Annotated in this window: 30 protein-coding genes and 2 tRNA genes; 26 read left to right on the top strand and 6 right to left on the bottom strand. The window is 45.4% G+C overall.

Annotation, left to right across the window (positions count from 1 at the left end):
- The first annotated feature begins 11 nt into the window (after nt 1-11).
- Nucleotides 12-461: a CPBP family glutamic-type intramembrane protease gene (locus tag WKT10_RS14525; RefSeq protein WP_340277928.1), complete on the top strand. Its 450-nt coding sequence runs from the start codon at nt 12-14 to the stop codon at nt 459-461.
- Nucleotides 462-506: 45 nt separating this feature from the next.
- On the top strand, nt 507-1,526 hold the full coding sequence (locus WKT10_RS14520; protein ID WP_296035152.1) for a glycosyltransferase family 2 protein: 1,020 nt from the start codon (nt 507-509) through the stop codon (nt 1,524-1,526).
- A gap of 79 nt (nt 1,527-1,605) precedes the next feature.
- Here WKT10_RS14520 and WKT10_RS14515 read toward each other — a convergent pair whose 3' ends face one another.
- Nucleotides 1,606-2,271 carry a phosphatase PAP2 family protein gene (locus WKT10_RS14515; protein WP_066546445.1) on the bottom strand — a complete coding sequence of 222 codons (666 nt, stop codon included), beginning with the start codon at nt 2,269-2,271 and terminating at the stop codon, nt 1,606-1,608.
- Nucleotides 2,272-2,503: 232 nt separating this feature from the next.
- On the opposite strand from WKT10_RS14515, the gene WKT10_RS14510 reads away from it, so the two are divergent.
- From WKT10_RS14510 to WKT10_RS14500, 3 genes are all read left to right on the top strand, one after another.
- On the top strand, nt 2,504-3,364 hold the full coding sequence (locus WKT10_RS14510; RefSeq protein ID WP_066546447.1) for a MurR/RpiR family transcriptional regulator: 861 nt from the start codon (nt 2,504-2,506) through the stop codon (nt 3,362-3,364).
- 174 nt (nt 3,365-3,538) lie between these two features.
- Nucleotides 3,539-4,459, top strand: coding sequence for a 1-phosphofructokinase (pfkB, locus tag WKT10_RS14505; protein ID WP_340277927.1), 921 nt, complete (start codon nt 3,539-3,541; stop codon nt 4,457-4,459).
- 3 nt (nt 4,460-4,462) lie between these two features.
- A complete protein-coding gene (locus WKT10_RS14500; protein ID WP_340277926.1) occupies nt 4,463-6,388 on the top strand; it encodes a PTS fructose transporter subunit IIABC in 1,926 nt (641 codons plus the stop codon).
- A gap of 60 nt (nt 6,389-6,448) precedes the next feature.
- Here WKT10_RS14500 and WKT10_RS14495 read toward each other — a convergent pair whose 3' ends face one another.
- The 3 genes from WKT10_RS14495 to WKT10_RS14485 form a co-directional block, all read right to left on the bottom strand.
- Nucleotides 6,449-6,871, bottom strand: coding sequence for a bacteriohemerythrin (locus WKT10_RS14495; protein ID WP_066546460.1), 423 nt, complete (start codon nt 6,869-6,871; stop codon nt 6,449-6,451).
- 136 nt (nt 6,872-7,007) lie between these two features.
- A tRNA-Met gene (locus tag WKT10_RS14490) sits at nt 7,008-7,081 on the bottom strand.
- Nucleotides 7,082-7,099: 18 nt separating this feature from the next.
- A tRNA-Val gene (locus WKT10_RS14485) sits at nt 7,100-7,172 on the bottom strand.
- A 319-nt stretch (nt 7,173-7,491) separates the two neighbouring features.
- On the opposite strand from WKT10_RS14485, the gene WKT10_RS14480 reads away from it, so the two are divergent.
- From WKT10_RS14480 to WKT10_RS14415, 14 genes are all read left to right on the top strand, one after another.
- Nucleotides 7,492-8,418 (top strand): diacylglycerol/lipid kinase family protein, encoded by a 927-nt coding sequence (locus WKT10_RS14480; RefSeq protein WP_337433715.1) that lies wholly within the window; start codon nt 7,492-7,494, stop codon nt 8,416-8,418.
- A gap of 76 nt (nt 8,419-8,494) precedes the next feature.
- A complete protein-coding gene (ispF, locus tag WKT10_RS14475) occupies nt 8,495-9,043 on the top strand; it encodes a 2-C-methyl-D-erythritol 2,4-cyclodiphosphate synthase (RefSeq protein ID WP_296035165.1) in 549 nt (182 codons plus the stop codon).
- A gap of 38 nt (nt 9,044-9,081) precedes the next feature.
- A complete protein-coding gene (cysS, locus tag WKT10_RS14470) occupies nt 9,082-10,491 on the top strand; it encodes a cysteine--tRNA ligase (protein ID WP_337933499.1) in 1,410 nt (469 codons plus the stop codon).
- Nucleotides 10,476-10,931: a Mini-ribonuclease 3 gene (locus WKT10_RS14465; protein WP_066546474.1), complete on the top strand. Its 456-nt coding sequence runs from the start codon at nt 10,476-10,478 to the stop codon at nt 10,929-10,931. The genes cysS and WKT10_RS14465 overlap by 16 nt, the downstream gene beginning before the upstream one ends.
- Nucleotides 10,932-10,945: 14 nt before the next feature.
- Nucleotides 10,946-11,689: a 23S rRNA (guanosine(2251)-2'-O)-methyltransferase RlmB gene (rlmB, locus tag WKT10_RS14460; RefSeq protein WP_066546476.1), complete on the top strand. Its 744-nt coding sequence runs from the start codon at nt 10,946-10,948 to the stop codon at nt 11,687-11,689.
- 23 nt (nt 11,690-11,712) lie between these two features.
- Entirely contained in the window at nt 11,713-12,681 is a 969-nt protein-coding gene (locus WKT10_RS14455) for a transglutaminase-like domain-containing protein (RefSeq protein ID WP_337433717.1), read from the top strand.
- Between the two features lie 17 nt (nt 12,682-12,698).
- Nucleotides 12,699-13,757 (top strand): type II secretion system F family protein, encoded by a 1,059-nt coding sequence (locus WKT10_RS14450; protein WP_296035176.1) that lies wholly within the window; start codon nt 12,699-12,701, stop codon nt 13,755-13,757.
- A 12-nt stretch (nt 13,758-13,769) separates the two neighbouring features.
- Nucleotides 13,770-14,102, top strand: coding sequence for a hypothetical protein (locus WKT10_RS14445; protein WP_445293030.1), 333 nt, complete (start codon nt 13,770-13,772; stop codon nt 14,100-14,102).
- A gap of 11 nt (nt 14,103-14,113) precedes the next feature.
- A complete protein-coding gene (locus WKT10_RS14440) occupies nt 14,114-14,644 on the top strand; it encodes a DUF4860 domain-containing protein (RefSeq protein WP_066546491.1) in 531 nt (176 codons plus the stop codon).
- Nucleotides 14,641-15,051 carry a hypothetical protein gene (locus WKT10_RS14435; protein WP_066546492.1) on the top strand — a complete coding sequence of 137 codons (411 nt, stop codon included), beginning with the start codon at nt 14,641-14,643 and terminating at the stop codon, nt 15,049-15,051. Before WKT10_RS14440 ends, WKT10_RS14435 begins: the two co-directional genes overlap by 4 nt.
- A gap of 25 nt (nt 15,052-15,076) precedes the next feature.
- Nucleotides 15,077-15,550 carry a hypothetical protein gene (locus WKT10_RS14430; RefSeq protein WP_337433718.1) on the top strand — a complete coding sequence of 158 codons (474 nt, stop codon included), beginning with the start codon at nt 15,077-15,079 and terminating at the stop codon, nt 15,548-15,550.
- Nucleotides 15,551-15,565: 15 nt separating this feature from the next.
- Nucleotides 15,566-16,627: a type IV pilus twitching motility protein PilT gene (locus WKT10_RS14425; RefSeq protein WP_337433719.1), complete on the top strand. Its 1,062-nt coding sequence runs from the start codon at nt 15,566-15,568 to the stop codon at nt 16,625-16,627.
- Nucleotides 16,628-16,705: 78 nt separating this feature from the next.
- The gene (locus WKT10_RS14420) at nt 16,706-17,650 is read left to right on the top strand and encodes an L-lactate dehydrogenase (RefSeq protein WP_296035186.1); all 945 of its coding nucleotides are present in this window, start codon (nt 16,706-16,708) and stop codon (nt 17,648-17,650) included.
- A gap of 128 nt (nt 17,651-17,778) precedes the next feature.
- Nucleotides 17,779-18,318: a Uma2 family endonuclease gene (locus tag WKT10_RS14415; protein WP_340277925.1), complete on the top strand. Its 540-nt coding sequence runs from the start codon at nt 17,779-17,781 to the stop codon at nt 18,316-18,318.
- A 531-nt stretch (nt 18,319-18,849) separates the two neighbouring features.
- Here the strand turns inward: WKT10_RS14415 and WKT10_RS14410 are convergent.
- On the bottom strand, nt 18,850-19,605 hold the full coding sequence (locus WKT10_RS14410; protein ID WP_340277924.1) for a hypothetical protein: 756 nt from the start codon (nt 19,603-19,605) through the stop codon (nt 18,850-18,852).
- A 189-nt stretch (nt 19,606-19,794) separates the two neighbouring features.
- Between WKT10_RS14410 and WKT10_RS14405 the strand changes: the two genes are divergently transcribed.
- Nucleotides 19,795-20,049, top strand: coding sequence for a helix-turn-helix domain-containing protein (locus tag WKT10_RS14405; RefSeq protein WP_081422909.1), 255 nt, complete (start codon nt 19,795-19,797; stop codon nt 20,047-20,049).
- On the opposite strand, the gene WKT10_RS14400 is transcribed toward WKT10_RS14405, so the two are convergent.
- Nucleotides 20,017-21,099 carry a hypothetical protein gene (locus tag WKT10_RS14400; RefSeq protein ID WP_340277923.1) on the bottom strand — a complete coding sequence of 361 codons (1,083 nt, stop codon included), beginning with the start codon at nt 21,097-21,099 and terminating at the stop codon, nt 20,017-20,019. The genes WKT10_RS14405 and WKT10_RS14400 overlap by 33 nt on opposite strands.
- Before the next feature lie 195 nt (nt 21,100-21,294).
- Here WKT10_RS14400 and WKT10_RS14395 point away from each other — a divergent pair, with 195 nt between their 5' ends.
- From WKT10_RS14395 to WKT10_RS14370, 6 genes are all read left to right on the top strand, one after another.
- Nucleotides 21,295-21,621: a helix-turn-helix domain-containing protein gene (locus WKT10_RS14395; RefSeq protein WP_066546538.1), complete on the top strand. Its 327-nt coding sequence runs from the start codon at nt 21,295-21,297 to the stop codon at nt 21,619-21,621.
- Nucleotides 21,622-21,859: 238 nt separating this feature from the next.
- The gene (locus WKT10_RS14390; RefSeq protein ID WP_066546541.1) at nt 21,860-22,321 is read left to right on the top strand and encodes a hypothetical protein; all 462 of its coding nucleotides are present in this window, start codon (nt 21,860-21,862) and stop codon (nt 22,319-22,321) included.
- Between the two features lie 75 nt (nt 22,322-22,396).
- Nucleotides 22,397-22,750: a hypothetical protein gene (locus WKT10_RS14385; RefSeq protein WP_317439509.1), complete on the top strand. Its 354-nt coding sequence runs from the start codon at nt 22,397-22,399 to the stop codon at nt 22,748-22,750.
- Nucleotides 22,751-22,840: 90 nt separating this feature from the next.
- Nucleotides 22,841-23,185, top strand: coding sequence for a hypothetical protein (locus WKT10_RS14380; RefSeq protein WP_066546547.1), 345 nt, complete (start codon nt 22,841-22,843; stop codon nt 23,183-23,185).
- Nucleotides 23,186-23,203: 18 nt separating this feature from the next.
- A complete protein-coding gene (locus WKT10_RS14375) occupies nt 23,204-23,989 on the top strand; it encodes a hypothetical protein (protein WP_066546549.1) in 786 nt (261 codons plus the stop codon).
- On the top strand, nt 23,982-24,710 hold the full coding sequence (locus WKT10_RS14370; RefSeq protein WP_066546551.1) for an ATP-binding protein: 729 nt from the start codon (nt 23,982-23,984) through the stop codon (nt 24,708-24,710). The genes WKT10_RS14375 and WKT10_RS14370 overlap by 8 nt, the downstream gene beginning before the upstream one ends.
- Nucleotides 24,711-24,842: the final 132 nt, after the last annotated feature.

Genomic DNA, 24,842 nt, shown 5'->3' with positions numbered 1-24,842 from the left:
GGAATACACAGATGGTGGAAAAGAAATCATTTCTCCCTCCGGGGTGGCAGAGGCTGCTCCTTGGGACGGTGCTTGCTGCTTTGGCAGGAAATATACTGGTACGCCTGATCCCCTGGCCTGAGAGCTGGCTGATTTCTTATGGGGAAGTACAGACAGCAGAGCGTATGAGCCAGTCGTATTATCTGGCGCTTACCCTGGCGGCGGCACCGGTGATGGAGGAGGCGGTATTCCGGCTGGGCATTTATGGACTTCTAAGAAGAAAGCTTAGGCCGAAAGCAGCAGCTTTTCTTTCAGCTTTGGCCTTTGGCTTTTACCACGGAAACATGATTCAGGGCCTTTACGCTTTTTTACTGGGCTTTGTTTTGGCATGGGGATATGAGAAATGTCCCTGGGGAAAATACAGGATGGCGGTGCTGATGCACGCGGCTGCCAATGGGGCAGCCCTGCTGGCCTTCGGCTAAAGCTGCCTGCCGTCCTTATCTGCATACATGCAAGGAGGAAAAAACGTGAAATTACTTTCAGTAGCGATACCCTGTTATAATTCAGAAGCTTATATGGAGCACTGCATCCGTTCTCTTCTCACTGGAGGGGATGAGGTGGAGATTCTGATCGTAGATGACGGTTCCACAAAGGACCGGACGGCTGAGATCGCAGATGAATATGAAAAGCGCTATCCCGGTATCTGCCGCGCGATCCATCAGGAAAATGGCGGTCATGGCGAAGCTGTCAATGCGGGATTGAGAAATGCAACGGGCGTATTTTTCAAAGTCGTAGACAGCGACGACTGGGTAAATGAGGAAGCATATCAGAAGGTTCTGGAAACCCTGCGTCGGTTCGTTTACCGGGGGGAAGCTCTGGATATGTTGGTGACCAATTTCGTATACGAAAAAGAGGGAGCAAGACGTAAAAAGGTGATGAAATACCATACCGCCTTTCCAAAGGACTGCGTCTTTGGATGGAAGGATGTAAAATTTTTCATGATCGGTCAGTACATACTCATGCATTCCGTAATTTACCGGACACAGCTTTTAAAGGAATGCGGGCTGGAGCTTCCCAAGCATACCTTTTATGTAGACAATATTTTCGTCTACCAGCCCCTTCCCCATGTAAAAAATATGTACTATCTGGATGTGAATTTTTACCGCTATTTTATCGGAAGAACGGATCAGTCTGTCAATGAATCTGTGATGATCGGCCGCATTGACCAGCAGCTCAGGGTTACGAGGCTCATGCTCGGTTACTATGATGCCACTAAAATATCCAATCCAAAGCTGCGCCATTACATGATCCAGTATCTGGAAATTATGATGACTGTCTGCTCCGTTTTGGCGATCAAGTCAGGGACTGCGGAGAATCTGGCTAAAAAGAAGGAGTTGTGGAATGAGCTCAAAAAGCAGAATTTCCCTCTGTGGCTGCGTCTGCGCTGGGGATTTCTGGGACAGGGCTGTAACCTGCCGGGAAAGGGCGGAAGAGAGCTGCTGATCCTGGGATACAAGATCACACAGAAGTTTTATGGATTTAACTAACTAAAGTAAAAGAGCCGCCGGGGAAGCGAAATGATATGCTTTCCCGGCGGCTTATTTGGTTTATTTGCAGCCATGATCCTTATTCTAAAATTTTTTCCACAATCTTTTTTTCTTCTTCCACAGGGCTGCAGGCATAAACAAGATGATACATCATAGCAGCCATAATTCCTGCGCCGACTCCGTCGATCACGGAATGTTGCTTTAAAAATACAGTAGAAAGACAGATCGCTGCGGTTAAAATGGCTGCGCCTGCCTTTAAGGCAGTTTTTCCCTGAAACAGAGGGCTTTTATGGATGGCAATATAGGTACCGATGGAATTGTATACATGGATGCTCGGAAATACGTTTGTACAGGTATCGGTACGGTACAGAGCAGCCACGGCAGCAGTAAAAATATTTTTATCGGGGTCAAGAATCGGACGCAGACTGGTACCATTTTCAAAAAAGGTACAGATGATCAGGCTGATGGTCATGCCTGAAAACAGAAAGGTGCACATCCGGTAATAATCCTCTTTGCTTTTAATAAGGAAGTAAATCAGCGTCACTCCTACAAAAGCAAACCAGAGAAGATAGGGAATGATAAAATATTCATTAAAAGGAATCAGATCATCCAGAGGGGCGTGCATGAGATGATAATCGCGTGTCACTGTTTTTTCCAGATAACAGAACCAGGGAATATAGATAAAAAAATAACTTAAAAGCCATATATGGCTGTATTTGCGGAAGAAATCACAAACTCGTTTCATAGAACTGTTTCCCTTTCTAAGAGTTTAAAACGAATGTAAAGGAACTGTTAAAATTTGTAGATGTGCAAAATTATAGCACGGTAAAAATGGAAAAACAAGAGCTGGACAGAAATCTTAATAAAGTTTCGACAGCTTTAAGAAGTTGCCCTGCAAACTGCGTCTTTTCATTTTATGTATCTTGTGTTATCATTATTATATGAAATAAATTTACATGTAAATGAAAGGACATGGCATGAGTGAAGCACGAAGCGTATTAGGCGTGATCTGTTCTTTCTATGACAGCTTTTTTGAGGCGGAAAAGAAGATTGCGGATTATATCATGGAGCACAAGGCCCAGGCAGTAGATATGACGGTGGGGGAGCTGGCAAGAGCCAGCGGCACAAGCGACGCTACGGTATCCAGATTTTGTCGCAGATGCGGGTTTAAGGGATTCCAGAGCCTAAAGCTGGCTTTGGCCAGAGAGGTGCTCAGGGAAGAACAGGACAGCCGGAAGGTGACAAATGATATTGACCGGGAGAATCTGTCCCAGTCACTTAACAATATTCTGGCAAATAAGGTTGCGGAGCTGACAGAAACGGTCCGTATGATGGATATACACAGCCTGGAAGAAATCCTTAAAAAGCTGGAAAAGGCCCGTATGGTTCAGCTGGCTGCAGTGGGAAATACGATCCCTGTGGCTCTGGACGGCGCTTTTAAGTTTAATCAGCTGGGGATTCCGTCTGTGGCCGGAGACATCTGGGAAACGCAGGCAGCTTATACCTTTAATCTGGGGCCGGAGGATGTGGTGCTCCTTATTTCCAATTCCGGTTTTTCCAGGCGGTTAAACACACTGGCTCAGGGAGCAAAAGAAAATGGGAGCACGCTGGTGCTGATCACGAATAACCCGGATTCGCCTCTGGCTTCGATCTGTGATCATAAAATTATTACGGCCACCAGAGAAAAGCTTCTTACAGAAGAATTCTGGTTTTCACGGGTCACAGCCACGGCGGTGATTGAAATTTTATATCTTCTTTTGCGGGCGGGAAAGAAGGATGCTATGGAACATATCCGCCGCCATGAGGAAGCTATTTCCTCGGATAAAAACGAAATATAGGTAAAATGTACAAAAAAGAGACGGTATCTGACAGGCAGAGACCGTCTTTTTGTTTGAAGTGATGAAAATATAAGAGAAACAAAATTTCATAAGAAATAATATTGACGAAAAACAAATATCGTACTATAGTATAGGTGTGAAATTAAATTTCTTATAAATAAGGGGAGATGACATATGATTTACACAGTTACCTTTAATCCGGCTCTGGACTATGTGATCGCTGTGGATCATTTTGCTCAGGGAAAGGTCAACCGTACAGTAAAGGAAGATATTTTCTGTGGAGGAAAAGGAATCAATGTTTCTGTGCTGCTGGCAAATCTGGGAGTTGAGAGCACAGCGCTGGGGTTTGTGGCCGGATTTACGGGAAAAGAAATTGAAAGGGGGTTAAAAGCATTTGGGATCTCATCCGATTTTATCCATGTAAAAAGTGGAATGTCACGTATCAATGTGAAACTGAAATCGGAGGAAGAAACGGAGATTAACGGGATGGGCCCGGATATCCGGCCTGAGGATGTGGAAGCGCTGTTTGAAAAGCTGAACCGTTTAGGGAGTGGGGATGTGCTGGTGCTTTCCGGAAGCATACCGGCTGCTGTGGGAAATGATATTTACCGTAGGATCATAGAACAGTTAAAGGATCGGGGCGTGTGCATTGCTGTAGACGCAGAACGGGATCTGCTGACAGAGGTACTTCCATTAAAGCCTTTTTTGATCAAACCTAATAACCATGAGCTGGGGCAGATCTTTGGAAAGGAACTAAAGACGGAGAAGGAGATCATCGATGGCGCCATGAGCCTAAAAGACCGGGGAGCGGTCAATGTGCTGGTGTCCATGGCAAAGGACGGAGCAATCCTGGTCGATGAAAATGGAAAAGTCCACAGACTGGGAGTGTGCCGCGGAACGGTGAAAAATTCCGTAGGAGCAGGCGATTCCATGGTGGCGGGATTTCTGGCAGGATATTTAAAAACAGGAGATTACGATTATGCGCTGCGTCTGGGAACGGCCAGCGGAGGAGCGACGGCATTTTCAGATGGTATGGGAAGCAGAAAAATGATCATGGAGCTGTTTGCACAGCTTACAGAAAATGGAGGGAAGTAGAGGATGCGGATCACAGAATTGTTGAAAAAGCAAAGCATTGAACTGGGAGTGAAGGCAGCTTCCAAGGAGGAGGCTATTGATCGTCTCATCGCCCTTATGGATGCAGGGGGGAGGCTGAATGACAGAGTCGGTTATAAGGAAGGGATTCTTGCAAGAGAAAGCCTGGGGAGCACAGCAATCGGGGAAGGGATTGCCATTCCCCACGCAAAGGTAGAAGCAGTAAAGGAACCGGGGCTGGCAGCTATAACAGTGCCTGAGGGTGTGGATTATGAGGCGTTTGACGGCTCTCTGTCCAATTTGATTTTTATGATCGCAGCTCCGGCAGGAGGAGAAGACGTACATCTGGAGGCATTATCCCGGCTTTCCACCCTGCTGATGAATCCCGGTTTTAAGGAAGCTCTGATCCATGCAGGATCAAAGGAGGAGTTCCTGGAGGTTATCGATCAGGCGGAAACGGAGCGGTTTGGGAAGAAAGAAGAAATGGATGAACCGGAAAAGGCAGCAGAACCGGAAAAAACAGGCTTTCGCGTGCTGGCAGTCACTGCTTGTCCCACAGGAATTGCCCATACCTATATGGCTGCTGAAAATCTGGAAAATACAGGGAAAAAACTGGGGATTTCCCTGAAAGCAGAAACGGATGGTTCCGGCGGCGCTCAGAATATTCTTACGAAAGAGGAAATCAGGGAGGCAGAAGCAATCATTGTTGCGGCAGATAAGAATGTGGAAATGGCGCGTTTTGACGGAAAGCCCGTTATCATGGTTCCGGTGGCAGACGGCATCCACAAGGCAGAAGAGCTGATCCGGAGAGCAGTCAGCGGTACAGTGCCGGTATATCACCATGAGGGCGGAACCTCCGAGGCAGAAGCGGAAGGAGATAAAAGTATTGGAAGAACCATTTACAAGCATCTGATGAACGGCGTATCCCATATGCTTCCCTTTGTGATCGGTGGCGGCATCCTCATTGCGTTAGCGTTTCTGCTTGACGATTATTCCATTGATCCGTCCAATTTTGGAAAAAATACCCCTCTGGCTGCATATTTAAAGACCATCGGCGAACAGGCCTTTGGAATGATGCTCCCGATCCTTGCAGGCTTCATTGCCATGAGTATCGCAGACCGTCCGGGACTTGCAGTAGGAATGGTAGCTGGTATGGTGGCGAAAATGGGCTGTACCTTTGCAAATCCTGCGGGTGGTGATGTAAATGCAGGCTTTCTCGGAGCTCTCTTTGCAGGCTTTGCGGGCGGTTATCTGGTGTTGGGGCTTAAAAAGATTTTTTCCAGACTGCCCAAATCCTTAGAAGGTATCAAGCCGGTGCTTCTTTATCCGGTGCTTGGGATTTTTGTGGCTGCTGTAATGACTACACTGATCAACCCATATATGGGTATGATCAATGATGGACTGACACATTTCTTAAATGGAATGGGCGGTGCCAGCCGTATTGTGCTTGGAATGGTACTGGGGGCTATGATGTCTATTGATATGGGAGGCCCCTTTAATAAAGCGGCCTATGTATTTGGTACTGCCCAGCTGGCAGAGGGGAATTTTGAGGTAATGGCTGCAGTGATGGCCGGTGGTATGGTTCCGCCGATCGCGATTGCCCTGTGCACCACATTTTTTAAGAAGAAGTTTACAGAAAAAGAACGCCAGTCCGGCATTGTAAATTATATTATGGGACTATCCTTTATCACAGAGGGAGCGATTCCCTTTGCAGCACAGGATCCCCTTCGCGTGATTCCTGCCTGTGGGATCGGAGCGGCGGCTGCAGGAGGCCTTTCCATGGCATTCGGCTGTACCTTAAGGGCGCCTCACGGCGGCATCTTCGTACTCCCTACCATTGGAAATCCTCTTATGTATCTGGCTGCTGTGATGGGAGGAGCTGTCGCAGGATGCCTGATTCTTGGGATTCTTAAGAAAAATACAGAAGAATAACAGATAGAAACAAGCCCGGCTGATCAGGTATGGCCGGGCTTTTGCTGTGCAAAAATTCAGTTAGATGCGGTCGGCGCTGTCGCGCATATACTTGTACTCTGCCACAGAACGGTCAAAGCCTTTGATGTGGTAGTAGAGCCAGTCTCTTACATTTTCTGCCACCTTGGAAACAAAGGCGTCAGAAGGGCCTTCTTCGTCTGTAAGCATATCGTGAAGCTCCTGTACGGTACGGCGCAGCTCCTCATGCTTTTCAAGGTGCTCCTTCAGGCCCGGATATCCGATTTCCTTCTGGAATGCCTCTTCCTCTTTGAAATGGAAATCCGTATAGTCTGCCAGATAATTTAATAATCTGGCAGCTCCGCTCTGGTTGGAACGGTTCTCACAGCTGACTAAGAGGTCATTGATCCGGCTGATCAGCTCTCTGTGCTGGCTGTCGATCATTTCATTTCCTGTGATCAGGTCATCTGTAAATTCTGCATACATGGCTTAAATCCTCCTGCTTTCATGGTATAGCAAAAGTATACCACGGGGAGGCGGGAAAGTCTACGAATGATTTGAGGTACTTAAAGGTACTCAAACCAAAAACAAAGAAACCCTTGATTCTTCAAGGGTTTCAGAGTAGCGGAAGGGAGATTCGAACTCTCGACACCACGGGTATGAACCGTGTGCTCTAGCCAGCTGAGCTATTCCGCCATATTTAATTGAAATGGATGGGGCCTACAGGGCTCGAACCTGTGACCCTCTGCTTGTAAGGCAGATGCTCTCCCAGCTGAGCTAAGACCCCGTATCCAGTGTGTCGCTTGTTTGTTTTTGTCTCACTCGCGACTGCTTGTACAGTATATGATAAATTGTGGTAATTGTCAACACTTTTTTGAATTTTTTTTAAAAAAGTTTTTTTGCCCTTATTTTTGCTGGTTTTCCGGCATTTTCAGAGCTGGGAGAGCATTTATTTTTTCGATATTTTATAGAAAATTTTTTAATGGTTTATATTCATTTGGGGGCGGGCGTGGTATACTTATTCCAGAGTAGATGCTGCCATCGGCGGACGGGCGCAGGCTTGTGCTTTCCGCTGTGTGGACGAAAGGAAAGGACCCTACGCCCCTATGTACTATTTTATTGTAAATCCCAGTGCAGGCTCCGGCAGAGGCAGGAGAGTGTGGAAAGCCATTGCCTGCTATATGGATCTGCACAATATTGAATATGAAGCGGTACTTACCGGCAGCGTCGGTGATGCGAGGATTGCTGCCAGAGAACTGACGGAGAAGAAACGCCAGCCAGGCCTGTTGATCGTGGTCGGCGGAAGCGGAACGGTCAATGAGGTTCTTGATGGAGCTGTCCTTCATGGGATTTTTGATCTGGGTTATATTCCGGCAGGCACGGGAAATGATTTATCCCGCTGTCTCCACATTCCCAAACGTACCGTACGCTGTCTGAAAAAACAGCTGTATCCCAGACATTTTTCAATGGTAGATTACGGGGTGCTCTCTCTTGGTTCCAGTGAGATTTCTCATCGGAGATTTATGGTAAGCGCCGGTATGGGATTTGATGCTGCTGTGTGTTGTGCGGCATCCGCTTCCAGGCTGCGGGGCATTATGGGGCGGCTGGGTCTTGGAAAACTTTTTTGTTTTCTTCTTGGACTCTGCCAGGCGGCAGGATGCCGGTCCAGCCGGGGATATATCCTTTTGGATGGTGTAAAAAAAGTGGAATTTAATCATATCCTGTTTATATCCTGTCACATTCAGCCATCAGAGGGAGGCGGTTTTGTTTTTGCTCCCAGAGCAGACGGAAGCGACGGCAGGATGAATGTCTGTGTGGTAAGCCATTCTTCCAGAAAACGGCTGATCCCTGTGATGCTGCAGGCTTTGACCGGCCGTTTTAAGAAGCATAAGGGAGCACGGATGTTTGAATGCAGAGAGGTTTCCATTCACACAGACGCCCCTCTTCCCATTCATGTGGATGGAGAATTCTGCGGTACTCAGACAGACCTGCGGGCAGAGTGCATTTCGCGGCAGATCCGAATGGGGATATAATACGGCTGTTCCGGCCGGTAATATGAACTGTTAAAAAGAATTGTGATCAAAAGAACGAAATAGAGGAGACAGAAACATGAGAATCGGACAAGGCTATGATGTTCACAGGCTCACAGAGGGCCGTAAGCTTATTCTGGGAGGCGTGGAGATACCTTATGAAAAGGGGCTTTTAGGCCATTCGGATGCAGATGTGCTGATCCATGCCGTGATGGATGCGCTCTTAGGGGCAGCGGCTCTGGGAGATATCGGACAGCATTTTCCGGATACAGATCCTGCTTATAAGGGGATTTCCAGCATAGAGCTTCTGGGTAAGGTAGGTGCACTTTTGGAGGAAAAGGGCTATGTGATTGAAAATATTGATGCTACGATCATCGCTCAGAGGCCAAAGCTGGCCTCCTACCGTCCTCAGATGGAAGAGAATATTGCAGAGGCCCTTCATCTGGATCCGTCCAGAGTCAGCGTAAAAGCCACTACAGAGGAGGGGCTGGGATTTACGGGAAGCGGAGAGGGAATTGCTTCTCAGGCAATTACATTATTGACGGAAACAGCGGATTACTGCTATGATAATAAAATAATGACAGAAGGCTGTCCGGGCTGCTCAGGCTGCGGCTGCGAGCAGAAGTGAACAGTGTTTCTGAATGATCATAAGCGAGGAGAAATCGTATGAAAATATTTAATACATTAACCAGGAGAAAAGAAGAATTTAAGCCGATTACACCGGGAGAGGTGAAAATGTATGTGTGCGGCCCTACGGTATACAATCTGATCCATATCGGAAATGCCCGTCCCATGATCATGTTTGACACTGTGCGCCGGTATTTTGAATACAAGGGATATAAGGTGAAATTTGTTTCCAACTTTACGGATGTGGACGACAAAATCATCAAAAAGGCCAATGAAGAAGGCGTAGATGCCCATATTATTTCCGAGCGCTATATTGCAGAGTGCAAAAAGGATATGAAGGATATGAATGTGGAGCCTGCTACGGTACATCCGCAGGCAACTCAGGAGATTCAGGGAATGATCAATATGATCCAGACCCTGATCGACAAGGGACACGCCTATGTGGCAGAGGACGGCACGGTGTACTTTAAGACGCGTTCCTTTGCAGAATACGGCAAGCTGTCCCACAAAAACCTAGATGAGCTTCAGTCTGGCTTTCGTGAGATTAAGGTAACGGGTGAAGAAGGCAAGGAAGACCCTAATGATTTTGTGCTCTGGAAGCCCAAGAAAGAGGGAGAGCCTTACTGGGAGTCTCCATGGTGCCAGGGCCGTCCGGGCTGGCATATTGAGTGCTCTGTGATGGCAAAGCGCTATCTGGGAGATTCCATTGATATCCATGCAGGGGGCGAGGATCTGATCTTCCCTCACCATGAAAATGAAATTGCACAGAGTGAGTGCGCCAATGATAAGCCCTTTGCCGCATACTGGATGCACAACGGCTTTTTAAATATTGATAATAAGAAGATGTCCAAATCCCTTGGGAATTTCTTCACTGTCCGGGATATTGCGGAGAAATATGATTTGCAGGTACTGCGTTTCTTCATGCTCAGCGCCCATTACCGCAGTCCTCTTAATTTCAGTGCCGAGCTGATGGAGGCTTCCAAAAACGGCCTGGAACGCATTATGACCTGCATGGATAAGCTGCGGGAACTGAAGGCAAAGGCTCAGGCCGGTGATATGACAGCAGCCGAGACAGAGAAAATGGCAGAGGCTGACAGGCTCAGAGAGAAATTTGAGGCTGCCATGGAGGATGATTTTAATACGGCGGATGCGGTTTCCGCTGTGTTTGAGCTGGTAAAGCTTGCTAACTCTACAGCAGATGCTGATTCCACCGCAGCTTATGTAAAGGGCCTTGAAGATCTGATTTCACGTCTGTGCGAGGTGCTTGGTATTATCACAGAGCGGAAGACAGAGGTGCTGGACGAGGAGATCGAAGCCATGATCGCAGCCAGACAGCAGGCCAGAAAAGAGAAAAACTTTGCTCTTGCCGATGAGATCCGCGGAAAGCTTCTGGATATGGGAATCGTGCTGGAGGATACCAGAGAGGGCGTAAAGTGGAAGAGAGCATAACATTAAAGGACTTCCTTGCATACTATAAAAAGACCATGAGACTGGAACCGGTAGATGCCGGTTCCTATTCTCCGTTGGTTCTTGCTTACATTGGAGATGCGGTGTATGAGGTGATGATCCGCGCCAGAGTAATTAACCGTGGAAGTATGCAGGTAAATAAGATGCATAAACGAAGCGCGATGCTGGTAAACGCAGGCACGCAGGCACAGCTTATCCGCTCCATTGAAGAGGAGCTTACGCCTCAGGAGCACGCGGTCTATAAACGGGGGCGCAATGCCAAATCCGTTACCATGGCAAAACACGCTACTATGGCAGATTACCGTACTGCTACAGGCATGGAGGCTTTGGTGGGCTGGCTGTTTCTGGAAGAGAGATTTGAGCGTCTTGCAGAGTTGATCAGCCTGGGGCTTGAAAAAATAGGAGCCTTTGAGGAAATATAAAGGAGAAACATTTCATGAGATACGAAGAACTGACCATCGAGGGACGCAATGCAGTGCTGGAGGCCTTTCGTTCCGGAAAGACCATTGACAAGCTGTTTGTGCTGGACGGCTGCCAGGACGGCCCGGTGCGCACCATCGTAAGGGAAGCGAAAAAACACGACACAATTATCAACTATGTGGCTAAGGAGCGTCTGGATCAGCTTTCTGAGACGGGAAAGCATCAGGGAGTGATCGCTTATGCGGCTGCCTATGAATACGCCCAGGTGGAGGATATGCTTAAGCTGGCAGAGGAAAAAGGAGAGCCGCCCTTTTTGTTTTTGCTGGATGGCATTGAGGATCCCCATAATTTGGGAGCGATTATCCGTACAGCCAATCTGGCTGGTGCTCACGGCGTCATTATCCCAAAGCGCAGGGCAGTGGGGCTGACTGCCACGGTGGCCAAGACTTCAGCCGGTGCGCTTAATTATACCCCTGTGGCAAAGGTGACGAACCTTACCGCAGTGATGGAGGATCTTAAGAAAAAGGGGCTGTGGTTTGTCTGCGCCGATATGGGCGGGGACGTGATGTACCGCATGAATCTTACAGGCCCCATCGGCCTTGTGATCGGAAATGAAGGCGAGGGCGTCAGCAAGCTGGTTCGGGAGCACTGTGATATGACAGCTTCCATTCCCATGAAGGGAGATATTGATTCGTTAAATGCCTCTGTGGCAGCAGGTGTTCTGGCCTATGAGATTGTCCGCCAGAGGCTGGCAAAATAGCAGTTTGGAAAGAGGAAGAAAGAATGGAGAGAATCCGAAAAAACAGAAGAAACATTTCCGGGGCAGCGGTTCTGACAGCCGCTGTGGTAGGTGTCTGTGGCCTTTTTGGAGCATTTCCGGCAAAAGCGTCTCAGACAGCAGTGATCGAGGATACACAGGTGCCGCTGTATGATAAGCCTGCCGGAAGCTATGTGCGTACTCCCATTGCTTCCGGTGTGACGGTATATAAAAATGATAAGGCCACTCTGGATGCGTCCAATACATCTGAGGGCTATCTAATGGTGAAATATACCGGCAGTGTAGGAAAAATTAAGGTTCAGATTTCCAAAAACGGTTCAGAAACATATACATATGATTTAAATAACAGCGGTGTTTATGAAGTTTTTCCTCTTTCGGAGGGAAACGGCTCCTATCAGGTAAAGGTGTTTGAAAATATTCAGGGGAATCAGTATTCCCAGGCCTTCAGCCAGAATCTGGACGTATCCATTTCCAATCCCTTCGGTCCTTTTTTGTATCCCAACCAGTATGTGAATTTTAATTCTGCCAGTGCGGCAGTTCAAAAGGGAGCAGAGCTTTCGGCAGGCGTTACAGATCAGCTTGGCGTGGTATCGGCTGTTTACAACTATGTGGTTAAGAATCTGACTTATGATACGGCAAAGGCCAGTTCCGTACAGTCCGGCTATCTTCCCAATGTGGATCTGGTGCTGGCCCAGAAAAAAGGAATCTGCTTTGACTATGCGGCTCTTATGACGGCTATGCTCCGTTCTCAGGACATTCCCACCAAGCTGGTGGTGGGATATACAGGAAACCTGTATCACGCCTGGATCAATGTATATCTGGAAGGCCAGGGCTGGGTGGACAATATCATTTATTTTGACGGAACCAGCTGGAAATTGATGGATCCGACCTTTGCATCCTCCGGCAACCAGAGCCAGGAGATTATGCAGTATATAGGAAACGGAGCCAATTACCAGGCGAAATACAGCTATTAGTCAGGAGGACAGAGAAAATGGAAAAACAGGGGGAGAAATACGATCGGTATTCCTATGAGGAGCTGTCCGCCTTCTGCTTACAGATTGCCCTTTTGCTGGAGGCGGCTGTGCCTTTGGAGGAAGGGCTGACGATCATGGCAGAGGATGCGGCAGAGGAAAAAGAAAAGGCCATGCTTCTTTATATGGCAGAGGGCGCAGAACTTGGAGATCCTTTCTTTAAGGTGCTGGAGGATACAGGCGTGTTTCCCCCCTATATCGTCCGTATGGCCAGACTGGGGCAGCAGACAGGTACGCTGGATCAGATGATGAAATCCCTTTCTGATTATTATGAGAAAGAAGCCAGGCTTTTAAAGGCGGTAAAAAATGCGGCCACTTATCCCGCAATGATGATTCTCATGCTGTTAGTGGTTCTATTCGTGCTTTTTACAAAGGTAATGCCGGTGTTTTCAAGGGTATATGAGCAGCTGGGAGCCAGCCTTCCGCCTGCGGCTGCAGCAGCAATCCGTCTGGGAGGCATTTTAAGCGGCGCAGCATTGGTTCTGGCAGCTGTAACTGGTGCAGCTGCGGCCGTGATATGGATTGCTGCCCGTTTCGGAAAGCGTTTTTCACTGGTGGAAAAGGGCGTCGCAGCAGTAAAAAACCGCAGCCGTATTGCCAGAGCAGTTGCGCTGCGCCGCTTTACCTCTGTGCTGGCTCTGACCTTAAAGAGCGGGCTGGAACTGGAAAAGAGTATGGAATTAGCCAAAGAGCTGGCTGAAAATGAAACAGTGGCCGGTCAGATCGATGACTGCTCCAGACGTCTGGAAGAGGGAGAAAGCTACTATGACGCCATGAAGGCAGCAGGGCTTTTTTCCGGTTTTTATATTCAGATGATTAAGGTGGGAAGCCGCAGCGGCCATCTGGATCAGGTAATGGAGGAAATTTCCGGGGATTATGAGGAAATGGCGGATTCTGCCATTGACGGAATGATCGCCCGGTTTGAGCCTACGATCGTAGCTGTGCTGGCTGTATCAGTGGGACTGGTGCTGCTTTCCGTGATGCTGCCTCTGGTAGGCGTGCTTTCTGCAATCGGTTAGGAGGAGCTGGATATGAGAGTAAAACGCGGGCAGGACCGAAGAGGACGGGGCCTTGCGGGCATGATCGGCTCGATGCTCCTTATGATGGCAGCAATCCTGTTTTTTACCCTGTTCTCTGTACAGTTTGGAGAGAGGACCACAGCCGGAGATCAGGAAACCCTGAAAAAGGCCGTAGCAAGAGCAAGCGTGCAGTGCTATGCCATTGAGGGGAGATATCCGCCAAGTATCGAGTATCTGGAGGAGCATTACGGGGTAATGATCAACCGGAAAAAATACAATGTGTTTTATGATGGCTTTGCCTCCAATGTGATGCCGGATATCACAGTAGTGCCTGTTATGGAATAGGAGGGAAACGTATGGAGCGGAAAACGGGGAAAAGAGGTCAGCTGATGGGCGGCCTTTTTACCATGCTGCTGTTTCTGGTATTTATTTTAAGCGCTCTTTTTACCGTGCTGACAGGAAGCCGCGTGTATGAAAATATCACTGCCAGAAGCGATAAAAATTTCAGCAGCTCCACTGCCTTAAGCTATATAGCAAATAAGGTACGTCAGGGAGACCGTGCCGGGATGACAGACATAAAAGAAATAGAAGGAACACAGGTACTGGAGCTTCGCCAGCAGATTGGCGGGACAGATTATGTGACCTGGATTTACTGGCTGGACGGCAGTATCAGGGAGCTTTTTACTGATACCGGCAGCGGCCTTGGACTGGAGGATGGTCTGGAAATTTTGGAATGTGAAGGACTGTCTTTTTCCAGAGAGGGAAATGTTCTCCATATCCGTACGGAAGGGGAGAACGGGGGAACTCTGTCTCTTTCTCTTAGAAGCGGCAGTCTGGCTGAAAATCCTGTTTTTGGTGAGTCGGAAAGCGGGGGGATAGAAGGATGAACAGAAGAAGCGGGTCCGGTTCAGAACCGTTTTTGATGGAGATGCTGGCAGTCGTCGGTTTTTTTATTGTCTGTGCCTCCATCTGTGTTTCCGTATTTGCAGGAGCAGACCGGTTGAGCCGGAAGGCAGATGATCTGAATCATGCTGTGCTTGCGGCCCAGAGCCTGATGGAAGAGCTGAAATCCGGGAAACGAGAGGAAGAGCTTCAGACGGTCTGGGATAAGGACTGGAAGGCATATACGCAAAGGGAGGCGGCAGAGTCAGGAGCTGTTTTGGCCTATGAGGCAGAGATCACAGTAGAAATGGATGATTCTATGAAGCAGATCCGGGTGGATGTGACAAAAGGGGATAAAGAAACAGACGGTACTGTGATCTACAGCCTGGAAGGCAGCCAGTATGAGCCTTGAAAAAAGAAGCGGGAGGAAATAAGCCATGGCGGAACAAACATCCAGAAATAAAGTGAATATAGGGCTGTCATCGCTGATCCTGATCTTTATCGTGCTTTGTCTGTCTACCTTCGGCCTTCTTTCTTTAAGCAGTGCCAGAGGCGATCTGGAGCTGGCAGAGAGGGGCGCTCAGGCTGCAAAGGAATTTTATGAAGCAGATTCCAAAGGACAGCAGTGGCTGGCTGGATCAGACCGGATGCTGCAGCAGATGGCAGGGCGGTCTTTAGAGGAAAAGTTGGAGGCTCTGGCGGCCAAGCCGGGAAATGGTTATGATGAGCAGACCGGCCTTATTTTTACAGAAATTCCCATGGAGCGGGGAGAGTCCCTGCACATTGATCTGGAGTTAAAAGAGGGGGACAAACGGTATGAGATCCGGTCCTGGTATGTATATGACAGCGGTGAATATGAAATTGATGATACAGTGAAGGTCTGGGACGGCAAAGATCGTTCGGGTACATAATAAGGAGGAAACGATATGAAGGTAATGGAGCTTCTTACAGCGGCAGTGGAGCAGGAGGCAGCTGATATCTTTTTGATACCGGGCCGTCCTTTTTCCTATAAGATTGGCGGCAGGATCATCTGCGAGGGAACAGAGAAGATCATGCCGGATGAAATGGACGATATGATCCGTCAGATCTATGAGCTGGCCGGCGGCCGGAGCGAAGAACGTGTATTAAATGAGGGAGATGATGATTTTTCCTTTGCAGTACCGGGGGTATCGCGTTTCCGCGCCAATATTTTCCGTCAGAGAGGTTCTCTGGCCGGCGTTATCCGTGTTGTGCGATTTGAGCTTCCGGATGCGGATGCGCTGCATCTTCCAAAGGAGATTATGAATGTTTCAAGGATGACGAAGGGAATGGTGCTGGTTACAGGGCCGGCGGGAAGCGGCAAAAGCACCACTCTGGCCTGTATCATTGACGCCATTAACGAGTCAAGAGAAGCACATGTGATTACCCTGGAAGATCCCATTGAGTATCTTCACCGCCACAAAAAGAGCGTGGTAACGCAGCGAGAGATCGCTACAGATACAAGCAGCTATGTAACCGGCCTGAGAGCTTCTCTGCGTCAGGCTCCGGATGTGATCCTGCTGGGAGAAATGCGTGACTATGAGACTATCAGCATCGCAATGACGGCTGCAGAGACAGGCCATCTGATCTTGTCTACCCTTCATACCATCGGCGCGGCCAATACCATTGACCGTGTCATTGACGCTTTTCCTCCGGCTCAGCAGCAGCAGATCCGCACCCAGCTTTCCATGGTTTTAAATGCGGTCATTTCCCAGCAGCTGGTACCTACTGTAGATGGAGGCGTACAGCCTGTTTTTGAGATCATGTTTTTAAATAATGCGATCCGCAATATGATCCGCGAATCCAAAATCCATCAGATTGACGGCATTATCGCCACTTCTCAGGAGGAGGGAATGATTTCCATGGACAACAGCCTGATCCGCCTGTTCCGCCAGGGAGTTATAAGCAGGGAAACGGCTGTGACCTACAGCAGCAACGGAGAACTAATGGAACGAAAGCTGTCCAGATAAGCATAAAATCATTATGAAAAGGAGATACCATTTATTGAATGAGGTATCTTCTTTTTTAAATCTGGAAAGGAGCTTTGCATGAGGTCGGATAAAAGAAAAGTGGCAGTTGTCGGAACGGGAATGGTGGGTATGAGTTATGCTTACAGTCTTTTAAACCAGTCTGTCTGCGATGAATTAACGCTGATCGATATCAACAAGACAAGGGCGGAGGGAGAAGCCATGGATTTAAACCACGGGCTTGCGTTTGCAGCTTCCAATATGAAAATATCAGCAGGAAATTATGAGGACTGTCGTGATGCAGATATTGTTGTCATAGCGGCGGGAGTGGCCCAGAAGCCGGGAGAAAGCCGTCTGGATCTTTTAAGGCGAAATACAGAGGTCTTCCGTTCGATCATAGAACCCGTGATTTCCTCTGGCTTTAACGGTATCTTTCTGGTGGCTACCAATCCGGTGGATATTATGACAAGGATTACCTGTGTACTGTCGGGATTTAATCCCGGAAGGGTTCTGGGAAGCGGAACGGCTCTTGATACGGCACGTCTTAGGTATCTGGTGGGAGGATATTTGAGGGTTGATCCCAGAAATGTCCATGCGTATGTAATGGGAGAGCATGGAGACAGCGAATTTGTTCCCTGGAGTCAGGCCTTTCTTGCAACCAAGCCTATTTTAGAGTTGGGAAAAAATGGGAAAAATGAGTTGAGAAGCTGTCTGGATCATATTGAAGAAGAGGTGCGGACGGCAGCGTATCGGATTATCGAGGCAAAACAGGCCACCTATTACGGCATTGGAATGGCTCTTACCAGAATTACCAAGGCTATTTTGGGAGATGAGCACAGTGTCCTTACCGTATCTGCTATGCTTCGGGGAGATTACGGTCAGAGAGACATCTATACAGGCGTTCCCTGCATTATCAATCAAAATGGAGTCCAGCGTGTTTTGGAGCTTTCATTGTCGGAACAGGAGATGGAAAAGTTTGGGAAATCCTGTAAAACCCTGAGGGAAAGTTTTGAGGGGATTGTGTGAGCAAAGCAGGCCGCGGCATATGCAGCGTTTGGGAAGGGCATACCTGTACAATATGCAATATTTATGTTATTGTATAGAGGTATCAACATCATTGTCTTCCCATAAAGAAAGGATGGTTTTATGCAATATTGAAAGAACGGTATACCTCAAAGGATTACTGGGCGCTGCCTGAAGGATGTCGGTCTGAACTGATTGACGGACAGCTCTATGATATGGCTCCGCCAAGCAGGATTCATCAGGAGATTGTTTCCGGTATTCTCTATCTTTTAAAAAAACATATTGAATCAAAAAAGGGCGGCTGTAAGGTCTATCCCGCTCCATTTGCAGTTAATCTGGACGCTGATGATAAAAACTGGGTGGAACCGGATATTTCCGTCATCTGTGATCCCGACAAGCTGACAGACCGCGGATGTTCTGGAGCTCCTGACTTTATCGTAGAAGTAGTATCGCCCGGAAGCCGTCGGATGGATTACGCCCATAAGGTTTCCCTGTATCTGGAGTCTGGAGTCCGGGAATACTGGATTGTTGATCCGTTAAAAAAATGTACAACAGTATATCTGAATGAACAGGATCCGTCAGAGTTTGCTCCCATTATTTTTCCTTTTGAAAGTAATATCAAGGTGGGAATCTACGCCGATCTGTCTATCAACATCAGTCAATTACTGTGACGGCTGCCGATGGGAATTTTGCCCGGTTTTGTACCGGGCATTTTTGATAAAAGAAAAAACCCTTGCAAACACAAGGGTTTTTCACAGCTACTGACGGGAATCGGACCCAGATCGGCTCAAAAAACCCAGTAAAACAGGAGGTTTGAGGAAAGCTCTTCCGTACTCGACCCCAAACTCGACCCCACAAAAATGAAAATAAAAAGTAGGGAAATAAGGAAGTCAAGGGTGCCAAAGGCACAACGCTTGCCCTTGACCTCCTGATCTAAAGATGAGATCCTTTCCCATCATTAAATAAGCCAGAAAGGACAAATTGCCTTTCTGGCTTGATTGTATATTTGTAACACTTATATCGGAGCCATAGTTATCCGGAATCCCCAGTTCTTATACGTTGCAAAAGTCGGATTACCACCACTACCTCCTATAATAGGCGGCGGTGTAGTAGGCATATAACTATTACCTAAATTATCAGCGAAAGCTATTAATGTATTACCACATAGCAGCAATACTGAAAGTATAAAAGCTAATAAGCGTTTACTCCTCGACATATCCCAGCGATACTGCCTCTTCTTCTGAGATAGGTATTAAATCACTACCAACGCACTTATAGAATTTAGCAGTACCAGTCAAGGCACTAGCCATGATTGATGGATCTACGCTATACAGAGTACCATCTGTGTCGTGCATGTAAACATAATTAACCATATCAGTGAACTTATAAAAAGTACTCTTAGCTACTTCAACTTCTTGTTCTCTTGGAGCAAATGGATTACCAATCTCTATACCATTAAAATTATGGTCTATAAACACATATGTATCATCCATTCCCCATAATTCTAATGCCGCCCAACTGTAGCAATACACAGTATCATCGATTTTAACATAAGCTGTCGAGTTCGGATACCCATTCTGCAAATACCCACCTTGTATCGCTTCAATTCCAGTATTATCACACATACGTTTAACCACGTAGGATGCCTGATCACCTCCTATTTCACCGCGCAGGTAAGCATCCACAGCGTCTTGACCGCCAACCATCTCTTTAACTGGATCCCAGCTAGTTACGACTAACTCGACGATACGACGATACCTATCTTTCGGATTTTCAATTTTATTGAGTTCGTCTGTGTACTGATCTGCCCAGTAATTAAAAGCTTCCGTATCTTTGAATCCATTACCAGCCTCCACATCAGTAGAAGCGTTAGCCGGTAGAGCAGCGTAAGCTGGGATGATTGATGACGATGCGAGCATTACGGATAATGCCAAAATAACCATATTTCCTTTCTTCATTTTGAATTTCTCCTTTTGCATTATTGAAATTTAAAATATAAATATTTTTATTTTCTAGTGTTTATTATATAGCATATAATATATAATTACAAGAGCTTTTAATAAAAAAGTCCCTTATTTGCGACCGCTTCACCCATAAAGATTTCTATAATGACTGTATTATAGATTTTTGGAAGGGGCGGTATTTTAATGTCTGAAACTAAAATAAAATCAGATCATCATATAGCTTTAGGCCATAATATACAGCAGCTCCGAGAACAGCGTGGATATACACAAGCATATATGGTGCGTGAATTACAATTACTGGGGTGTAAAACCACCAAACAGGCTTATTCTAAGTACGAAAAAGAACAAGCACATATTACGGCATATGAGCTTGTTGCAATTTCTAAAATATTAGATGTTTCTTTATTAGAACTCTTCGGATTGTCCTGTAGGGGATAACTCATCAATATTAAAGCCTAATTCAAACTCATTGTATAAAATATTTATCAACTCAAAGGCTTTTTGCTGTACGGGAGAGAGCTCTGTTGTATCACATGGGTTATATCGAGTACCTAATTGAATAAAATAAAGGATAATTTCCCATTCATCTGTCTCAATTTCGGAATACAACACCATATCTTCTAAGTAAGCCGGTGCCGGTATATTTAAATCTAATAACTTCTTTGAAAATGAATCTGTTATTGAATCAATATCTGTATTTTTTGGAAATTCTTTTAAATTATAAAAATCGAATTTTGCCATTTTTTTAAAAAGAGACAAACTCATCTCTTCTTCTTGCGAAAATGTAACTCGTTGTTTTTCTATAATGGAAAATTTCCTTTTCATATAATCAAATATTAGAGTTTGTCCTTGATCATTAAGGCATGAGTATTCTTTTGCAAATTCCCATGCCATTTGTGGTATTCTATTATAGACCTCAAAAAAAGTACATAGTATATATTTTTTTAAGGGGGAAAGCTCCGTAAAATTTTCAAAAATGACAGGAATATAATTATCCCACCCTATTGCATCATCGTATGATGCTTGTTCTTGTTCAATATCGTATTGTGTTACGGAATCAGCAGCAGTCTTACGGCGCTCTTCTTTTTCAGTATTTGAAAGTTTTTTATTTGGCTTTTTTTGGTCTTTGCTTACTATAGAATGTATACTTCCATATGTTGTTAAAAGTTCTGTATAGATAACTCTTTCGTGATATGTAGGATTAGATGGTAAATTGTATAACTTTAAAATGTCTTCTACATACTCTTGTGGTATTTGCCTGCCAGATCCAGAAAGCCATTTTTTAATATTATCAGTTGAAGTATTTAATGCAGAACTCATTTCGTCTATCATTTGCGTTTGGGAGTAATTCTTATCAAGCCGATATATTTCAAGACGTTCCTTTAAAGATGGAGATTTAAAACGTAATTCTAATACTTGACCTAGCCCATATCTTAAGGGCTTTTTTTTATTGGTGCTGATTTGAATATTCTTCTTTTTTGTGCTCATTTGTCCCTCATTTGAAAATAGTGGTTAAATATTATACTCTAAAAATTGTGATTTGTATAGTCCCATTTTTTCTTGTTTTTTCTTGCTTGGATTGTCTGAATCTTTTTGAAGGGGTTTGAGGTACGATATATCTACGCTAGCTACAAAAAAACGTAAAGCCCTAATGGGTGCGCACACACTAGGCAAAGGAGCGATATGAAAACTTCTACACAGATGAAGAAATTAACGAGTAGAGCAGTAGATTGTAAGTATTCAGAGGAGGCTGAAAACATCGGAGACAGGATACGAAAATTTCGTCTGCCTAGATCACAACGTGAATTTTGTGATGATCTTAGTAAAGTAGGATATGTAACATCTGTAGCAACAATCAGCAAATATGAAACTGGAGAATCCATGATTCCTAGCGATTTTCTTTGGGTTCTCGCTCACTATTTCGAGTGTGATGTTAGATACTTATTAACAGGTAAAGAAGAAAAAGATATCGAACTTAGAACAAAAATATCTCATCTACTTCAAAAATAACTAATTTTAGGAGCAGAACCAGCTTTATTAGGTTTCTGCTCCTTTTGCGTTTGTATGAAAAATTATCGTTAGATGCAAAGAAATTATCGTGCATGCTATATAAAAAATATAAAGAGTACTGTATCATTTAAACATACAAAGAAACAACAAAAGCACGCGTGCTTATTTAAATAAATGCCAAAGGCTCCGATCAAGCTTTTGGCAGCGTAAATAAACATATGTAATATGAGGTGAAATAATGATTGTAATGATATTAACAGACGAGCATATTGGAATTATGATTCGGGACTGGACTGGACAGAAACCCGTTGTTGAAGAAACATTGCAGGAAATGAAGAATGTCAATGATTCGTTGGAAACTTGTTCGCCATATGAAATTCAGGAGACAGTTTTTGAATGGAAGCACAAGGTTAATAAAATTCTGAATCCGTATTTGAATCAGTACCGTTTACATCTTGCAAATAGTCTGAATAATGAGGAGTTTTTAGAAGCTGCCCATTTGAGCGAGGATACAATTCATAAATTACAAGTGATTGTAACAGAGGCAACAGAGCTTTATGAAAAGATCAAAGAGCAAAAGAAGATTATGGTAGGGTGTGCACAAAGAAACCGTATCCGGGTAAAAGCGAAACCGATACTGATAGATAGGGAAACCTTTAAAAATAGATTTTTAGACATAGTCGAAAAAACAGGCCGATGACTTTGGCGAAGGGGCTCCTTTTTCGGGAGCTCCTCCATTCAAAACAATTAAACAGTAGGAAGGGAATTTATAAATATGGATAGTAATAGTTTAAAAAATATCAATTTACTTACATTTTCTGCACCTAAGATTCAAGGGATAAAAAAAGATATCGCTATGATGGAAAGAGCATTGGTTTATTTAAAGAATGGCGAACGTCTTAGTTCATGTTATGCTTATGAAGTGTTTCATCTTATTTTTACAGACCTTGAGGTTTTGCAGGAAGCTCTCAAGAAAGCAGTATTGATTGAAACTGATCCAAACATTCTTTGTACACTGCAAGAATATTTAAGTGAGTTAGATGCGTATCTTACCAAGGCGATAACACTGCAAAATCTGTTTCAACCATATTTATATTGTCCGGCGTTAGAAGGAAGTAACGGATCATAAAAAACACTGGGAGGACAGGGCGTTCCTGCCTCCCAGCATATTCTAAAATATTTTCTGAAATCCTAGGTACAGAAAATAGGAAGGAATTTTATGAAAATCATAAGAGAATGTCGGGCGATTATACCGACCCCTAAAAAATGGAAAGATGAGGTAAATTCAATGAGAGTAATGTCAGTAATGAAAACTATGGGTAAGAAGGTAATTCCCTATGTGATTGATGGAAAACAGGGAAAGACTTTTAGAGTGATTGTCAGCCAGAATGATGATTCTGAATTTGGCGAAGAAAGAGTCACAGAAGAAGTCTATGCAGCTCTTGAAAAAGGTGTGGTGTATGAATTCCGTGGTACGAAGCGGACAACTCGCGATCGAGGGGATCGTGTGATTTATGATTCAATTAAGCGAGTTGCGAATAACGATAAGGCCATCATGGAGTAAGAAAGGAGAGTACATAAGATGGATTCTTTGAAAGAAGCAGTACGGAAAGTAAAAGAATCCTTGCGGATCGGGCTGGAAACGGCCCGTTCCAAGGGGATCATCCGCAAATCATTGCTTGGCTTTGCTGCGATTATAGCTATTGTAGCGGTGCTGATTGTTTTTCTGAAAGCCATGGGAATATTGTTTGATTCCATTTATCGCTTCGTAGATCGGCATTTTTTCGGTCTGGCTGCCTCCTGTGCCGGGGGCAGCTATCTGATCTACCGCCACAACGAGAAGAAGGCGGAAAAAGCACGGATGCAAATGGAGATGAACCGGGCCACTGATGCACAGAAAGAGCGTTTTGCGAAAGGTGCTTACACCATTGTTGGGCGATTCCTGTTCACAGAAATTGCTAATGCACCTAATTTTAAAGAGCTGTGTTCCTGCGACAGACCGATCCGGGTAGAGGATATGGGGTCTCCTTCATTGGATTCCTATATTAGGAGCGGAATCATATATCTGCGCTATGCACTTCCTAAAGTATGTGTAGAGCCCTTGGATGTAACTATGGTTAAATCAGTTCTTCAAGGGCTTGTCGATCAAAAGATCAGAACCAGAGGACTGCCGCCATTGATAAGCGTAGGGGATGATCATTTCCTTTATGTTGATAAAGTAGAGGATATGAAAACTTACATCCATGTCACTTTTGCTCTGGATTACAGTGATAGCTATATCCAGAAAATCGCCTATGACAATGCTATGGCTGAGGTGCTTGGGCGGTCTGGAAACAACAGCGTATTAAGGGATCGGGACTATGACTGAGGAGAGAAACGGGATCATATACCCATTTGTTGATGAGAACCATTTTCAATATGGGGTAGAAAACTGGATCCAGTGGGATATGGCAAAGGACGGTTACCGGATTTTATTATCTGGGCCGTCCGGCTCTGGAAAAACAACTTTGGCCCAAGGGCTGCTCTCCCGCATTGCCCGCCATTTACACGGGTGTGAAATTTATGTTTTAGATTATAAGAACATAGATTTTGCATATTTGGATGGTGCCAAGCGATATTTTGTGTTTGATGACACCACCGATGGATTTTTAGAGTTCTATTCTATCTTTGAAGATCGGCTAAGACGAAATGACGAATTTCCCTGGCTTGTACTTTACATAGACGAATATCCAAGCTGGATCGGTTCAATGGCATCCAAAGAGCAGAAAGACATTATGGGGAAAATGGCCCGACTTCTTAATTTGAGCCGTGCAAAGAAAATCCATGTTGTTGTGAGCTGCCAGAAGCCGCTAGGAGAATTATTCAGCAGCGGATCCAGAGAGTCCTTTTCCCATAAAGTATTATTGCAGGCTCCATCCAAGGAAACCATCAACATGATTATGCCTAACTTCAAGGATGATATAGAAACCTGTCCTACCGGAGTAGGATATTGTACTGTAAATGACACTAATCTTACCAAGATCCGTGTGCCATTTCCAAGGGCCATTGAAGCTATGCACAGGGATCTATGGGATGCAGTCAACCGATAACAACACAAAGGTGCCAGAGCGCTGCCATGCGGAGCATGGCAAGCAAGCTCTGGCAAGCCCTAAAGGCTAGTATTAACCTTTAGGGCACATATGTGTTATGTGTTTTAGCATTTTACACTACTAAAGTAAAGG

Source organism: Enterocloster sp. HCN-30185 (assembly GCF_037890305.1).
Classification (GTDB): domain Bacteria; phylum Bacillota; class Clostridia; order Lachnospirales; family Lachnospiraceae; genus Enterocloster.
The sequence above is the reverse complement of the archived record's forward strand: the minus strand, read 5'-3'. Positions and strand labels throughout refer to the sequence as shown.

Bases quoted from the DNA above. Each gene is read 5' to 3' on its own strand.
- WKT10_RS14525 (WP_340277928.1), top strand. From the start codon at position 12: ATGGTGGAAAAGAAATCATTTCTCCCTCCGGGGTGGCAGAGGCTGCTC.
- WKT10_RS14515 (WP_066546445.1), bottom strand. From the start codon at position 2,271: ATGAAACGAGTTTGTGATTTCTTCCGCAAATACAGCCATATATGGCTT.
- WKT10_RS14510 (WP_066546447.1), top strand. From the start codon at position 2,504: ATGAGTGAAGCACGAAGCGTATTAGGCGTGATCTGTTCTTTCTATGAC.
- pfkB (WP_340277927.1), top strand. From the start codon at position 3,539: ATGATTTACACAGTTACCTTTAATCCGGCTCTGGACTATGTGATCGCT.
- WKT10_RS14500 (WP_340277926.1), top strand. From the start codon at position 4,463: ATGCGGATCACAGAATTGTTGAAAAAGCAAAGCATTGAACTGGGAGTG.
- WKT10_RS14495 (WP_066546460.1), bottom strand. From the start codon at position 6,871: ATGTATGCAGAATTTACAGATGACCTGATCACAGGAAATGAAATGATC.
- WKT10_RS14480 (WP_337433715.1), top strand. From the start codon at position 7,492: ATGTACTATTTTATTGTAAATCCCAGTGCAGGCTCCGGCAGAGGCAGG.
- ispF (WP_296035165.1), top strand. From the start codon at position 8,495: ATGAGAATCGGACAAGGCTATGATGTTCACAGGCTCACAGAGGGCCGT.
- cysS (WP_337933499.1), top strand. From the start codon at position 9,082: ATGAAAATATTTAATACATTAACCAGGAGAAAAGAAGAATTTAAGCCG.
- rlmB (WP_066546476.1), top strand. From the start codon at position 10,946: ATGAGATACGAAGAACTGACCATCGAGGGACGCAATGCAGTGCTGGAG.
- WKT10_RS14455 (WP_337433717.1), top strand. From the start codon at position 11,713: ATGGAGAGAATCCGAAAAAACAGAAGAAACATTTCCGGGGCAGCGGTT.
- WKT10_RS14450 (WP_296035176.1), top strand. From the start codon at position 12,699: ATGGAAAAACAGGGGGAGAAATACGATCGGTATTCCTATGAGGAGCTG.
- WKT10_RS14445 (WP_445293030.1), top strand. From the start codon at position 13,770: ATGAGAGTAAAACGCGGGCAGGACCGAAGAGGACGGGGCCTTGCGGGC.
- WKT10_RS14440 (WP_066546491.1), top strand. From the start codon at position 14,114: ATGGAGCGGAAAACGGGGAAAAGAGGTCAGCTGATGGGCGGCCTTTTT.
- WKT10_RS14435 (WP_066546492.1), top strand. From the start codon at position 14,641: ATGAACAGAAGAAGCGGGTCCGGTTCAGAACCGTTTTTGATGGAGATG.
- WKT10_RS14430 (WP_337433718.1), top strand. From the start codon at position 15,077: ATGGCGGAACAAACATCCAGAAATAAAGTGAATATAGGGCTGTCATCG.
- WKT10_RS14425 (WP_337433719.1), top strand. From the start codon at position 15,566: ATGAAGGTAATGGAGCTTCTTACAGCGGCAGTGGAGCAGGAGGCAGCT.
- WKT10_RS14420 (WP_296035186.1), top strand. From the start codon at position 16,706: ATGAGGTCGGATAAAAGAAAAGTGGCAGTTGTCGGAACGGGAATGGTG.
- WKT10_RS14410 (WP_340277924.1), bottom strand. From the start codon at position 19,605: ATGAAGAAAGGAAATATGGTTATTTTGGCATTATCCGTAATGCTCGCA.
- WKT10_RS14405 (WP_081422909.1), top strand. From the start codon at position 19,795: ATGTCTGAAACTAAAATAAAATCAGATCATCATATAGCTTTAGGCCAT.
- WKT10_RS14400 (WP_340277923.1), bottom strand. From the start codon at position 21,099: ATGAGCACAAAAAAGAAGAATATTCAAATCAGCACCAATAAAAAAAAG.
- WKT10_RS14395 (WP_066546538.1), top strand. From the start codon at position 21,295: ATGAAAACTTCTACACAGATGAAGAAATTAACGAGTAGAGCAGTAGAT.
- WKT10_RS14390 (WP_066546541.1), top strand. From the start codon at position 21,860: ATGATTGTAATGATATTAACAGACGAGCATATTGGAATTATGATTCGG.
- WKT10_RS14385 (WP_317439509.1), top strand. From the start codon at position 22,397: ATGGATAGTAATAGTTTAAAAAATATCAATTTACTTACATTTTCTGCA.
- WKT10_RS14380 (WP_066546547.1), top strand. From the start codon at position 22,841: ATGAAAATCATAAGAGAATGTCGGGCGATTATACCGACCCCTAAAAAA.
- WKT10_RS14375 (WP_066546549.1), top strand. From the start codon at position 23,204: ATGGATTCTTTGAAAGAAGCAGTACGGAAAGTAAAAGAATCCTTGCGG.
- WKT10_RS14370 (WP_066546551.1), top strand. From the start codon at position 23,982: ATGACTGAGGAGAGAAACGGGATCATATACCCATTTGTTGATGAGAAC.